This window comes from Pseudomonas sp. 13B_2.1_Bac1 (genome assembly GCF_025466155.1).
GTDB classification, from domain to species: domain Bacteria; phylum Pseudomonadota; class Gammaproteobacteria; order Pseudomonadales; family Pseudomonadaceae; genus Aquipseudomonas; species Aquipseudomonas aylmerensis.
In genome coordinates, this window is sequence record NZ_JANLOH010000083.1 from 1 (window position 1) to 12,188 (window position 12,188).

A 12,188-nucleotide genomic window follows, 5' to 3' on the forward strand; every position below is an offset into this window, starting at 1 on the left:
AGGGGATTGCGGGGGGGTATGTGAGATCTGTGACGGGTACGGTCAAAATGTGGGAGCGGGCTTGCCCGCGAAGGCGGCCGTTCAGCCACCACCTCTATCGCCCATGCCGCCGCTTTCGCAGCCTCGCTAAAGCTCGAAAGCGGCCACACAAGCCGGCACCTGTCCGCGGCGTGTTCAGTTCAAGAGACCATCCGCCCGCAGCAGGGTTTCCAGGCAGTGCTCGGTGATGTGGTAGAACGCCTTCAGCTCCTGGATTTTCGCCAGCAACTGCGCGTTGTCCACGGGGTCGGCGCGCTTGACCGCGAGGATCATCTTGTTCTTGTTGGTGTGCTCCAACGAGATGAACTCGAACACTTTGGTCTCGTAGCCACAGGCTTCGAGGAACAGCGCACGCAAGCTGTCGGTGACCATTTCCGCCTGCTGTCCCAGGTGCAGGCCGTACTGCAGCATCGGCTTGAGCAGCGCCGGGCTCTGGATCTGCAGGCGAATCTGCTTATGGCAGCACGGCGAGCACATGATGATCGACGCGCCGGAACGGATGCCGGTGTGGATCGCGTAATCGGTGGCAATGTCGCAGGCATGCAGGGCGATCATCACGTCCAGCTCGCTCGGCGCCACGCTGCGCACGTCGCCGCACTTGAACACCAGGCCCGGATGCTCCAGGCGCGCAGCGGCGCTGTTGCACAGGGTCACCATGTCTTCACGCAGTTCCACGCCGGTCACTTCACCCTCGGCCTTGAGGGTGTTGCGCAGGTAATCGTGAATCGCAAAGGTCAGGTAGCCCTTGCCCGAGCCGAAGTCGGCGACGCGCACCGGCTGGTCCAGCTTCAACGGTGATGAGGTCAGCGCATGGCTGAACACTTCGATGAACTTGTTGATCTGCTTCCACTTGCGCGACATCGACGGGATCAGCGCCTGCCTGGCATCGGTCACGCCGAGGTCGGCGAGGAACGGCCGGCTCAGGTCGAGGAAGCGATTCTTCTCGCGGTTATGCTCAGCCGAAGGCGCCTCGCGCAGTTGCTGCGGCTTGCTTTTGAACAGCGAGCTTTTGTTCTTCTTGCTGTATTCCAGCTGCGCTTCATCGGTCAGCGACAGCAGGTGCGCGTTCTTGAAGGACGCCGGCAGCAACTCGGCAATCATCGCCACGCCTTCGGCCAGCGCGAAATTCTTGGTGATGTCGCGGGTCTTGTAGCGGTAGACGAAGGACAGGCACGGCTGCTCCTTGACCTCTACCTGCTTGATGATCAGCCGCTGCAGCTCGGCTTCCGCACCGACGTACTTGGCCAGCACCAGCTTGATAAACGCATGCTGCGCCAGGCTTGCGCTCAACAGTTCGATGAACTGGGCGTGATGATCCGGCGCAGGGCGGGCAGGTTGAGCGGTGACAGACATGAACAAAAAAGCCTCGGGCTGGGGATGCCGGGCATTTTAGGGGGGATGGGGGCCGAGGGCACGGGGTTATTTGATCAACGGTCAATCAACCCTGCCCATCCACGGCGGGACGCACCTTATGTGGGAGCCGGGCTTGCCCGCGATTGCATCACCTCGACAGGCCTGACAGACCCAGTTGCCCGCCCCGCAGGCAAGCCAGTTCCCACCTGGAGCAAAATGAGCTATTCGAGCACGACCAGGCGATTGGGCAGCTCATTGCGGGTCTGCGTGACCGGCACATGCACCTTGAGCAACTCCCCGCAGGCTTCAATGCAGGCAATAAACCCCGCCAGTGTCTGCCCCTGTTTCACTTGCTGAGTGAACGCCCTGACGATGGTGTCCCAACTGCTGTCATCCAGGCGCTTGGAAATCCCCTCATCCACCAGGATCTCCACGTAGCGCTCGGCCTCGCTGACAAAAATCAGCACACCGGTGCTGCCCAGCGTGTGGTGCAGGTTCTGCTCCAGGAACTGCCGGCGCGCCAGGTTGGACGCGCGCCAATGGCGCACCGAGCGCGGGATCAGGCGGGTGGTGACCTTGGGCAGGCGAAACACCAGGCACAGCACGATAAACGTCGCCCACTGCGCCAAAAGCAAGGTGTACATGGTCAAGTAGCCGGACAAGTAATGCACCACACCCGGCACCACCAACGCGATCAGGCTGGCCCACAGCAGTGGGATGTAGGCGTAGTCGTCCGCGCGGGCAGCCAGTACCGTCACCAGTTCGGCGTCGGTCTGCTGCTCGACGCGGGCAATCGCCTCGGCGACCTGGCGTTGCTCGTGTTCACTCAGTAGTGCCATGGTTGTAGATGCTCTGTTGTCGTTATTGTCATTACCAGCCGCCCGAGGCCCCGCCGCCGCCGAAACCGCCACCGCCGCCGCGGAAACCACCGCCACCGCCTCCGCCACCACCGCCGCGCCCGCTGCTGCTGAGGATCGCCAGCAAAATGGCGCCCACTGGCAGCCCCAGCCGATTGCACAGCCACAGCACACCGATCAGCAAGATAAACAGGCCGATGGAAAACCCCGGATTATCCTTGGCAAAGTTGGCGTCCGCCACGTGCGCCGGCACCGCCAGCGGTTCACCGCCGACCACCTGCACCATCGCCGAAACACCATCGCTGATGCCCTGGCTGTAATTGCCAGCCTTGAACTTGGGCGCGATCACCTGGTTGATGATCACCCAGGACTGCGCATCGGTCAGCACGCCTTCCAGGCCATAGCCGACTTCGATGCGCAATTTGCGCTCATCGCGGGCGACGATCAACAGCGCGCCGTTGTCCTTGCCCTTCTGGCCAATGCCCCACTGGCGGCCCAACTGATAACCGTAGTCTTCAATCGGCACCCCCTGCAGGTCGGGCACTGTGACCACCACGATCTGGTCGCCACGGGCTTGCTCGAGCGCCTGCAATTGCTGGGTGATCTGCTCCCGGGTCGCCGGGTCGATCATCTGGGCGGTGTCCACCACCCGACCGGTCAATGCCGGGAAGGTCAGCGCCGCCTGGGCCACGCCCACGCAGGCCAGCAGCCACAGCGCCAGGCCTATCCTGAATAAACGCATCGACACCTCAATGCAGCCTTATTTGAACTTCACTTGCGGCGCTTTATCGGCATCGGCACTGGTGGCTTCAAACGTGGCGCGGATCGGCAGATCGCTGTACATCACGCTGTGCCACAAGCGACCGGGGAAAGTGCGGATCTCGGTGTTGTAGGCCTGCACCGCCTGGATAAAGTCGCGGCGGGCCACGGCGATACGGTTTTCGGTGCCTTCAAGCTGCGATTGCAGGGCCAGGAAGTTCTGGTTGGCCTTCAGGTCCGGGTAACGCTCGGACACCACCATCAAGCGGCTGAGGGCACCGCTCAAACCATCCTGGGCCTGCTGGAACTGCTTGAGTTTTTCCGGGTTGTCGAGGGTGCTGGCATCCACCTGGATCGAGGTGGCCTTGGCCCGTGCCTCAATGACGGCGGTCAGGGTGTCCTGCTCATGGGCGGCGTAGCCCTTGACCACTTCCACCAGGTTGGGGATCAGGTCGGCACGGCGTTGATACTGGTTCTGCACCTGGCCCCAGGCGGCCTTGGCCTGTTCATCCAGGGTCGGGATGGTGTTGATGCCACAACCGCTCAGCAGCGTGCTGATCAGTAGCAAAGCCGCGGCCTTGAGGCCCCAGCGGGAAGAGTGTGCTGCTTGCATGGTGTTTCTCCTGACCAAACTGGATGGAATGTGACGACTAACCCTATAAACCGCGCGCTTGGGGCATAATCCGCCACCACTGGAATGCATTGAGCCAATCAGCTACAAAGATGCCCAGCGCGAAAAAGAGTTCAGAGTGTGCTGCATTTATCTGAACAACACCCGAACAACAATAGACGCTCCCCACATTTTGGCCGATCAGCCCCAGCGCTGTGCAGTGAGCCGAAAAAGGATATTCATGAAGAAGCTGTGTTTGCTCGGCCTTGTTGCCACTCTGGCCACCCACCCCGTCTGGGCAGAAACAAAGCCTGCTGCGCTCAAGGACAAGGACGCCTTCGTCAGCGACCTGCTCAAGCAGATGACCCTCGATGAAAAGATCGGCCAGTTGCGCCTGATCAGCATCGGCCCCGAGATGCCCCGCGAGCTGATCCGCAAGGAAATCGCCGCCGGCCGCATCGGTGGCACCTTCAACTCGATCACCCGCCCGGAAAACCGTCCGATGCAGGACGCAGCCATGCGCAGCCGGTTGAAGATCCCGATGTTCTTCGCCTATGACGTGATCCACGGCCACCGCACGATCTTCCCGATCAGCCTGGCCCTGGCGTCCAGCTGGGACATGGACGCCATCGGCCGCTCCGGGCGCATCGCCGCCCAGGAAGCTGCCGCCGACAGCCTCGACATCACCTTCGCGCCGATGGTCGACATCTCCCGCGACCCGCGCTGGGGCCGCACCTCCGAAGGTTTCGGCGAAGACACCTACCTGGTCTCGCGCATCGCCGAAGTGATGGTCAAGGCCTTCCAGGGCACCAGCCCCGCCAATGCCGACAGCATCATGGCCAGCGTCAAGCACTTCGCCCTGTACGGCGCGGTGGAAGGCGGGCGTGACTACAACGTGGTCGACATGAGCCCGGTCAAGATGTACCAGGACTACCTGCCGCCCTACCACGCGGCGATCAAGGCCGGCTCCGGCGGCGTGATGGTCGCGCTGAACTCGATCAACGGCGTCCCCGCCACCGCCAACACCTGGCTGATGAACGATCTGCTGCGCAAGGACTGGGGTTTCAAGGGCCTGGCCGTGAGCGACCATGGCGCGATCTTCGAGCTGATCAAGCACGGCGTGGCCAAGGACGGGCGTGAAGCCGCCAAGCTGGCGATCAAGGCCGGTATCGACATGAGCATGAACGACTCGCTGTACGGCAAGGAATTGCCCGGCTTGCTCAAGTCCGGCGAGATCGAGCAGAGCGACATCGACAACGCCGTGCGCGAAGTGCTCGGCGCCAAGTACGACATGGGCCTGTTCGCCGACCCGTACCTGCGCATCGGCAAGGCCGAGGATGACCCGGCCGACACTTACGCCGAAAGCCGCCTGCACCGCAGCGAGGCCCGCGACATCGCGCGCCGCAGCCTGGTACTGCTGAAGAACCAGAACGACACCCTGCCGTTGAAAAAATCCGCGACCATCGCCCTCGTCGGCCCGCTGGCCAAGGCACCGATCGACATGATGGGCAGCTGGGCCGCCGCCGGCAAACCGGCGCAGTCGGTGACCCTGCTCGACGGCATGAATGCCGTGATCGGCGAAAAAGGCAAGGTGATCTACGCGCGGGGCGCCAACATCACCAACGACAAGGCCGTGGTCGACTACCTCAACTTCCTCAACTTCGATGCCCCGGAAGTGGTGGATGACACCCGTTCGCCGCAAGTGCTGATCGATGAAGCGGTCAAGGCCGCCAAGGATGCCGACGTGGTGGTGGCTGCCGTGGGTGAATCGCGCGGCATGTCCCACGAGTCGTCTAGCCGCACCGACCTGAACATCCCGCAAAGCCAGCGCGACCTGATCAAGGCCCTCAAGGCCACCGGCAAGCCGCTGGTGCTGGTGTTGATGAACGGTCGTCCGCTGTCGATCCTCGAAGAGAACCAACAGGCCGACGCGATCCTGGAAACCTGGTTCGCCGGCACCGAAGGCGGCAACGCGATTGCCGACGTGCTGTTCGGTGACTACAACCCGTCGGGCAAGCTGCCGATCACCTTCCCACGTTCGGTGGGGCAGATTCCGACCTACTACAACCACCTGACCATCGGCCGGCCCTTTACCCCGGGCAAGCCGGGCAACTACACCTCGCAGTACTTCGATGACGTCACCGGGCCGCTGTTCCCGTTCGGTTATGGCCTGAGCTACACCACGTTCAGCCTGTCGGAAATGGCGTTGTCGTCGACCACCCTGAACAAGACCGGCAAGCTCGACGCCAGTGTCACGCTGAAAAACACCGGCAAGATCGACGGCGAAACCGTGGTGCAGCTGTATATCCAGGACGTGGCCGGCTCGATGATCCGCCCGATCAAAGAACTGAAAAACTTCCAGAAGGTCATGCTCAAGGCCGGTGAGGAGCGCACGCTGCACTTCACCATCACCGAGGACGATTTGAAGTTCTACAACACCCAGCTGAAATACGCCGCCGAACCCGGCCAGTTCAACGTGCAGATCGGGCTGGACTCCCAGGATGTGCAGCAACAAACCTTCGAACTGCTCTGACCTGAAGCTGTAGACACGGTCAATGTGGGAACTGGCTTGCCTGCGATAGCGGTGGAACACTCACCAACGTCATCGCAGGCAAGCCAGCTCCCACCGTTTATCGATGTGATCGAATCAGCCGCGTCGATCAAGCAAGTTGACCACCAGCCGATCAATCCACCCCCACACCCGCTGCTTCACCCGCCGCCACAATGGCCGCGCCTTCCACGCCTCCAGGCTCACCGCCAGGCTCTGGGCAAAGTCGCGCTCGAAACTGCCCGCCACCGCCTGCGTCAATTCCGGGTCCAACGCTTCCAGGTTGGCTTCCAGGTTGAAGCGCAAATTCCAGTGATCAAAGTTGCATGAGCCGACGCTGACCCAATCGTCCACCAGCACCATCTTCAGGTGCAGGAAACACGGCTGGTATTCGAAGATCTGCACCCCCGAACGCAGCAGGCGCGGGTAATAACGGTGCCCGGCGTAGCGCACGGACGGGTGATCGGTGCGTGGGCCGGTGAGCAACAGGCGCACGTCCACCCCGCGCCCGGCTGCGCGGCGCAAGGCACGGCGGACACTCCAGGTCGGCAGGAAATACGGCGTGGCCAGCCAGATACGGTGCTGGCCGCTGTTCAAGGCGCGGATCAGCGATTGCAGGATATCGCGGTGCTGGCGGGCATCGGCATAGGCCACGCGCCCCAGGCCCGGCCCGGTCGCCGGCACCTTGGGCAAGCGGGGCAAACCAAAATGCGTGGCGGGTTTCCACTCGCGCCGCGCGGCGTTGGCGTGCCACTGGCGATCGAACAGTGCCTGCCAGTCCTGCACCAACGGGCCGCTGATCTGCACCATCACTTCGTGCCAGTCGGCAGTGTCTTGCCCCGGCGTCCAGAACTCATCGGTAACGCCCGTGCCACCGACCACGGCGATGTGCTGGTCGATCAACAACAGCTTGCGGTGGTCACGGTAGAGATTGCGCATCCACCGTCGCCAGTTCAGGCGATTGTAAAAACGCAACGCCACGCCGGCGTCGGTCAAGCGTTTGCGCAGCCCCAAGGTAAAGGCCAGGCTACCGTAATCATCAAACAGGCAGCGCACCTGCACCCCGCGTTCGGCGGCCAACACCAGCGCCTGCACCATGGCTTCGGCGCAGGCGCCGGCTTCCACCAGGTACAACTCCACATCGACTTGCCGCTCGGCGCGGGCAATGCCCACCAACATCTGTGGGAAAAATTGCGGGCCGTCGATCAACAACTCGAAACGGTTGGCGCTGCGCCAGGGGAAGACCGCGCCGCTCACGTCAGCGCGCCGTGAAAATCAGCACCGCACCCACCGGCACCGACAAACTGATCGACTTGAGCCCCGCCGCCTTGCGCAACGCGGCCACACCCGGCACCAGCTCGAAATCCTCGGCATGCAACACCACTGGTTCCAGGGTCACCACCTGAAACCGTCGATCATCCAGGCGCGTGGCCAACAGCTCGGCGCTGTAGGTCTGGGTCTTGCCATGCAACGTCACGCTCAGTGGCAGGCGCAATTCCAATTGCGCGCCAGGCGCCAGGTCGTTGATGGGTTGCAGGTTGATCTGCGCGTTGATCAGCGCGCCAGGGAAAGTCTTGATCTCGAACAGCTGGTTGCGCATGCGCTCATCGCGCAGCGGAATGCCACTGTTGACCGACTCCAGCTCCACCTCCAACTGCGCCGCGCCTTTGCCGTCGACCTTGCCGTGCAACACCAGGAAGCGCTGCACCTCGGCAATCTCGGTGTTTTTAGTCGTCACGAAGGACAGGCGCGAGGACTCGTTGTCCAGGTACCAATCGGCGTGTGCAGGCGCAGCGGCGGCGATCAGCAGGAAGAAGGCCAGGGGTTTGACATTGAACATAAAGACTCATGCGGCAAAAAACCTGCACGAACCTTAACTGTGCCGTGGGCCCGGTGCAATGGAACTGACAAAGCCGATCAAGTGTGGGCGCTGGCTTGCCTGCGATGGCGGTAGACCAGCCAACAACCCTATCGCCGGCTTGGCGGCGCCTGCATGGGAAGGCGGTGTGTCAGGAATTCGGGCGACACCTGCCACCGCGTACTGGCGCGATGCAACTGACAAAGCCGAGCAAATGTGGGAGCTGGCTTGCCTGCGATGGCGGTAGACCAGCCAACAACCCTATCGCCGGCTTGGCGGCGCCTGCATGGGAAGGCGGTGTGTCAGGGGTTGAGGCGACACCCCTGCCGATCGCCGTACCACCGCGCGCTGTGTGTGCGCCCCAACCCACTGGCCGTCACTTCACTGCGCTCCGGGTTGTCGGTGAATGCGCTGGTGGGCACGTACTGCTGCACATACCCCCGGCAATATTCAGCGGGGTTGTTCGCCACATACCGACACGAGCAATACTCCTTGGCGGTATAGGCCGCGATGATGTCGGGGAAGGCTTGCAGGTTGACGCGCTCGTGCCAGATCCATCCCAGCAGGGCGAGCAACAGCAGCAGAAACAGGCTGGTAAACGGGCGACGACGGATCATGGCTTCACCGCCGCCAGCACGCGCTTGAGCAGTTCGTTATGGCGGTAGCTGCCATCGCGGTCATCGCCGTAGCGCACGATCACCAAATGTTCTTCAGGCATTACAAACAGCGCCTGGCCCCAGTGGCCCAGGGCGGCGAAGGTGTCCGCAGGGGCGTCGGGCCACGGGCGTGGAGCCCCTTGGTTGAGCCACCATTGGCCGCCGGGCACGGCTTCGTCCTGGCCTGCCTGGTAGCGACCGAACGGCTGGCGATTGAAATCGACCCAGGCCTTGGGCACCAGCTGTTGTTCCCCCCAGCGCCCGTCTCGCGCCATCAGCAGGCCGACACGCGCCAGATCACGGGCGGTAAGGTAGGCGTAGGACGAGGCGACAAAGGTTTCGTCGGCGTCGGTCTCCCACGTGGCGTTGTGAATCCCCAGCGGCTTGAACAGTGCATCCCACGGGTAGCTCATATAGGCCTTGTGGCCGAGCATGCCTTTAAGGGTGGCGGAGAGAATATTGCTGTCACCGCTGGAGTAACGAAAGACCTGGCCCGGGGCGGCGAAAGCTTCGGTGTCGGCGGCGAACTCGGCCATGTCGGCGTGGCCACGGGTGTAGAGCATCGCCACCACCGAGGATTTCAACGGGGCGTATTCGTAGTCTTCCTGCCAGTCCAGGCCCGAGGCCCAGTGCAACAGGTCAGCCATGGTCACCGTGGGGTGCTGTTTCATCGGCGGGTAAAACCGCGCCGCCGGGTCGGTCAGTTTGAAGCGATTATCACCGAAGGCCACGCCCAGCACGGTGGCCATCAGGCTTTTGCTGATGGACCAGGTCAGGTGCGGCGTGGTGGCAGTGGTGGGCGCGGCGTAGCGTTCATAAATGATTTCGCCGTCACGGATCACCAGCAACGCATCGGTGCGGATGCCTTGTCGGGTGGTGTCATCACGCGGCGGGAACGCATAAGTGTTGAGCGCTTCGACAGCGGGGCCTTCAAGCGGTGTGCCCTTGACCCATTCCTTGTCCGGCCAGGTTTCGGCGCGGGCGGTGACGGTGGCTAACAGCAGGGCAACGCACAACAGGCCTCGGACCATGGACGCAAACTCAAGGGGGCATTCAAGCCCGCGAGCCTAGCCGAGGCCGATGACAGATTTGCGACAAGGGGGGCTGTCATCCAAGCGTCACCATAACTTCATGGAGATGACACCGAGGCTACATAGCCTGACTTTGGACAACAAAGTCGACCGGCCGAAATCGTGGCCGGCACTCGGAGACTCGCCATGACTCAGATCGCCCGCATCAGCGACACCGGCAATGAACGCCGTCTGCAAGCCGAACGCCTGATCGGCGCGCAGGCTTTGCAGGAAGCCCAGGCCCTGCGGTTCAACGTGTTCAGCGGCGAGTTCAACGCCAAGCTGAAAGGCGCGGAACTGGGCCTGGACATGGATGACTATGATGTTCACTGCAGCCACATCGGCGTGCGGGACTTGAACAGCGGTCGACTCGTCGCCACCACCCGTTTGCTCGACCACCAGGCCGCCAGCACCTTGGGCCGGTTCTACAGCGAAGAAGAATTCAGCCTGCATGGCTTGCTGCACTTGCAGGGCCCGATCCTGGAAATCGGCCGCACCTGCGTCGACCCGGCCTACCGCAATGGCGGCACCATCGCCGTGTTGTGGGGCGAGTTGGCCGAAGTGCTCAACCAGGGCGGCTACAGCTACCTGATGGGGTGCGCGAGCATCCCGATGCACGACGGCGGCATCCAGGCCCACGCGATCATGCAGCGCCTGCGCGAGCGCTACCTGTGCAACGAACACCTGCGCGCCGAACCGAAAAAACCGCTGCCGGCGCTGGACCTGCCGTCCAACGTGATCGCCGAAATGCCGCCGCTGCTCAAGGCCTACATGCGCCTGGGTGCGAAGATCTGCGGCGAGCCGTGCTGGGATGAAGACTTCCAGGTCGCCGACGTGTTCATCCTGCTCAAGCGCGACGAGCTGTGCCCGCGCTATGCACGTCACTTCAAGGCGGCCATGTGATGAGCCGCCTGCGCGCATACGGGCGCATTGCCCGGGTACTGGGGGTGGTGGCATTGGGCTTGAGCATGGCCAGTGTGTTTGGCGTGTTCGAACGCATGGGGGTGGCCAATTCGATGGTGCGCCGCCAACGCTGGTCGCGGTTTTTCATGGCGCGACTGACCAACGCCCTGCCCTTTCGCGTGACGGTGCACGGTGAGCTGCCACAAACGCCGATGCTATGGGTGAGCAATCACGTGTCGTGGACCGACATCCCGCTGCTGGGCATGGTCACGCCGATGTCGTTCCTGTCCAAGGCCGAAGTGCGCACCTGGCCGGTGGCCGGCTGGTTGGCGGCCAAGGCCGGCAGCCTGTTTATCCGCCGCGGTTCAGGTGACAGCCAGTTGATCCGCAAGCAGATGACCCGTCATCTGGAGCAACAGCACCCGCTGCTGATGTTCCCCGAAGGCACCACTACCGACGGGCGCAGCCTGCGCACCTTCCACGGGCGCTTGCTGGCGAGTGCGATCGAGGCCGATGTGTCGCTGCAGCCCGTGGCGATCCGTTACCTGCGCGACGGGCAAGTCGACCCGCTGGCCCCGTTCATTGGCGATGACGATTTGCTCTCACACCTGATGCGCCTGTTTGCCAATGACCAGGGCGATGTGGAAATCCATGTGCTCAAACCCATCGCCTGCGCCGGGCAGGAACGCGCGGCACTGGCGTTCCAGGCGCAGCAAGCGGTGCAAAAGGCGTTGTTTGGGCCGTTGCCGGAAGCTGAACAGGTGGATACCCGACCTGCGTTTGCAGCCTGATATCAACTGAACACGGTTAAAGTGTGGGAGCTGGCTTGCCTGCGATGACGGTCTACCTGTGAATGCAGCGGTTGCTGACACATCGAGATCGCAGGCAAGCCCGCTCCCACCTTAGACCCCACTGACCAGTTGGGTGCGTGCAAACGCCTGCAACTGCGGATAGAACCGCCGGAAATCCTCACTCAGCGGCTCATACAGCACCCGCAATTCCTGCATGGCCTGGCCCAGTTCCTCGGGTTGCGTCAGGCGCCGCGAGATCCCCCGCAACACCTGCTCCATCACCGCAAACTCGCGGTAAGAACCCAACCAGTCATCCGCCGCCATGTACGGCGCAATCTGCGCCAGCCGCCCTGGCAACTGCGGCTCGGCGGCGAGCACGCGGTAGACCTGCGCGGTGAAGCGCTCCAGCGGCTGGTCGGCATACAGCGCCCAATCGCGCGCCAGGCAATGATCGAAGAACACATCAAGGACAATCCCCGCGTAGCGCCTGCGGGTCAGGCTGAAACGCGACAACGCCTCGCCGACCAGCGGGTGACTGTCGGTGAAGCGGTCGATGGACCGATGCAGCTGGATCGCCGCCTCGATTTGCGGGCTGAACTGGCCCTGCAGGCGGCCTTTGACGAAATCGCCATACAGGCTGCCCAGCAGTTGCGCAGGAAGTTGGCCGCCCAGGTGCAGATGTGCGAGATAATTCATGGCGCGCAGTCTAGCACTGCCGACAACGTATCGTTATAACCCGATATA

Annotated in this window: 12 protein-coding genes; 3 read left to right on the forward strand and 9 right to left on the reverse strand. The window is 62.7% G+C overall.

Annotated elements, in window-relative coordinates:
- Positions 1-174 precede the first annotated feature (174 nt).
- The 4 genes from NTD80_RS19095 to NTD80_RS19110 all read right to left on the reverse strand — a co-directional run bounded on the left by NTD80_RS19095 (position 175) and on the right by NTD80_RS19110 (position 3,621).
- Complete coding sequence (locus NTD80_RS19095; RefSeq protein ID WP_262134572.1) at positions 175-1,392, reverse strand: class I SAM-dependent methyltransferase; 1,218 nt, start codon at positions 1,390-1,392, stop codon at positions 175-177.
- Positions 1,393-1,613: 221 nt separating this feature from the next.
- Positions 1,614-2,231, reverse strand: a complete 618-nt coding sequence (locus NTD80_RS19100; RefSeq protein ID WP_106804892.1) for a TPM domain-containing protein — start codon at positions 2,229-2,231, stop codon at positions 1,614-1,616.
- A 31-nt stretch (positions 2,232-2,262) separates the two neighbouring features.
- Positions 2,263-2,991: a TPM domain-containing protein gene (locus NTD80_RS19105; RefSeq protein WP_065899457.1), complete on the reverse strand. Its 729-nt coding sequence runs from the start codon at positions 2,989-2,991 to the stop codon at positions 2,263-2,265.
- Between the two features lie 18 nt (positions 2,992-3,009).
- A complete protein-coding gene (locus tag NTD80_RS19110) occupies positions 3,010-3,621 on the reverse strand; it encodes a LemA family protein (protein ID WP_065899458.1) in 612 nt (203 codons plus the stop codon).
- Between the two features lie 238 nt (positions 3,622-3,859).
- Between NTD80_RS19110 and bglX the strand changes: the two genes are divergently transcribed.
- Positions 3,860-6,151 carry a beta-glucosidase BglX gene (bglX, locus tag NTD80_RS19115; RefSeq protein WP_262134573.1) on the forward strand — a complete coding sequence of 764 codons (2,292 nt, stop codon included), beginning with the start codon at positions 3,860-3,862 and terminating at the stop codon, positions 6,149-6,151.
- A 114-nt stretch (positions 6,152-6,265) separates the two neighbouring features.
- On the opposite strand, the gene NTD80_RS19120 is transcribed toward bglX, so the two are convergent.
- From NTD80_RS19120 to NTD80_RS19135, 4 genes are all read right to left on the reverse strand, one after another.
- Entirely contained in the window at positions 6,266-7,423 is a 1,158-nt protein-coding gene (locus NTD80_RS19120; protein WP_065899460.1) for a phospholipase D-like domain-containing protein, read from the reverse strand.
- A gap of 1 nt (position 7,424) precedes the next feature.
- The gene (locus NTD80_RS19125; RefSeq protein ID WP_262134574.1) at positions 7,425-8,006 is read right to left on the reverse strand and encodes a YceI family protein; all 582 of its coding nucleotides are present in this window, start codon (positions 8,004-8,006) and stop codon (positions 7,425-7,427) included.
- A gap of 320 nt (positions 8,007-8,326) precedes the next feature.
- Positions 8,327-8,641 (reverse strand): amidase, encoded by a 315-nt coding sequence (locus NTD80_RS19130; protein ID WP_262134576.1) that lies wholly within the window; start codon positions 8,639-8,641, stop codon positions 8,327-8,329.
- Positions 8,638-9,711, reverse strand: a complete 1,074-nt coding sequence (locus NTD80_RS19135) for a serine hydrolase domain-containing protein (RefSeq protein ID WP_262134577.1) — start codon at positions 9,709-9,711, stop codon at positions 8,638-8,640. The genes NTD80_RS19130 and NTD80_RS19135 overlap by 4 nt, the downstream gene beginning before the upstream one ends.
- A gap of 186 nt (positions 9,712-9,897) precedes the next feature.
- Here NTD80_RS19135 and olsB point away from each other — a divergent pair, with 186 nt between their 5' ends.
- Both olsB and NTD80_RS19145 read left to right on the forward strand, forming a co-directional pair.
- A complete protein-coding gene (gene olsB / locus NTD80_RS19140) occupies positions 9,898-10,653 on the forward strand; it encodes an L-ornithine N(alpha)-acyltransferase (protein ID WP_049709576.1) in 756 nt (251 codons plus the stop codon).
- The gene (locus NTD80_RS19145) at positions 10,653-11,444 is read left to right on the forward strand and encodes a lysophospholipid acyltransferase family protein (protein ID WP_262134578.1); all 792 of its coding nucleotides are present in this window, start codon (positions 10,653-10,655) and stop codon (positions 11,442-11,444) included. The genes olsB and NTD80_RS19145 overlap by 1 nt, the downstream gene beginning before the upstream one ends.
- 111 nt (positions 11,445-11,555) lie before the next feature.
- Here the strand turns inward: NTD80_RS19145 and NTD80_RS19150 are convergent, their stop codons facing one another.
- Entirely contained in the window at positions 11,556-12,140 is a 585-nt protein-coding gene (locus tag NTD80_RS19150; RefSeq protein WP_262134579.1) for an ACP phosphodiesterase, read from the reverse strand.
- Between the last annotated feature and the right edge of the window lie 48 nt (positions 12,141-12,188).

What these genes read in the sequence shown, in the direction of transcription:
- NTD80_RS19095 (WP_262134572.1), bottom strand. Translation starts at nt 1,392, where the DNA reads ATGTCTGTCACCGCTCAACCTGCCCGCCCTGCGCCGGATCATCACGCC.
- bglX (WP_262134573.1), top strand. Translation starts at nt 3,860, where the DNA reads ATGAAGAAGCTGTGTTTGCTCGGCCTTGTTGCCACTCTGGCCACCCAC.
- olsB (WP_049709576.1), top strand. Translation starts at nt 9,898, where the DNA reads ATGACTCAGATCGCCCGCATCAGCGACACCGGCAATGAACGCCGTCTG.
- NTD80_RS19110 (WP_065899458.1), bottom strand. Translation starts at nt 3,621, where the DNA reads ATGCAAGCAGCACACTCTTCCCGCTGGGGCCTCAAGGCCGCGGCTTTG.
- NTD80_RS19135 (WP_262134577.1), bottom strand. Translation starts at nt 9,711, where the DNA reads ATGGTCCGAGGCCTGTTGTGCGTTGCCCTGCTGTTAGCCACCGTCACC.
- NTD80_RS19100 (WP_106804892.1), bottom strand. Translation starts at nt 2,231, where the DNA reads ATGGCACTACTGAGTGAACACGAGCAACGCCAGGTCGCCGAGGCGATT.
- NTD80_RS19105 (WP_065899457.1), bottom strand. Translation starts at nt 2,991, where the DNA reads ATGCGTTTATTCAGGATAGGCCTGGCGCTGTGGCTGCTGGCCTGCGTG.
- NTD80_RS19150 (WP_262134579.1), bottom strand. Translation starts at nt 12,140, where the DNA reads ATGAATTATCTCGCACATCTGCACCTGGGCGGCCAACTTCCTGCGCAA.
- NTD80_RS19145 (WP_262134578.1), top strand. Translation starts at nt 10,653, where the DNA reads ATGAGCCGCCTGCGCGCATACGGGCGCATTGCCCGGGTACTGGGGGTG.
- NTD80_RS19125 (WP_262134574.1), bottom strand. Translation starts at nt 8,006, where the DNA reads ATGTTCAATGTCAAACCCCTGGCCTTCTTCCTGCTGATCGCCGCCGCT.
- NTD80_RS19130 (WP_262134576.1), bottom strand. Translation starts at nt 8,641, where the DNA reads ATGATCCGTCGTCGCCCGTTTACCAGCCTGTTTCTGCTGCTGTTGCTC.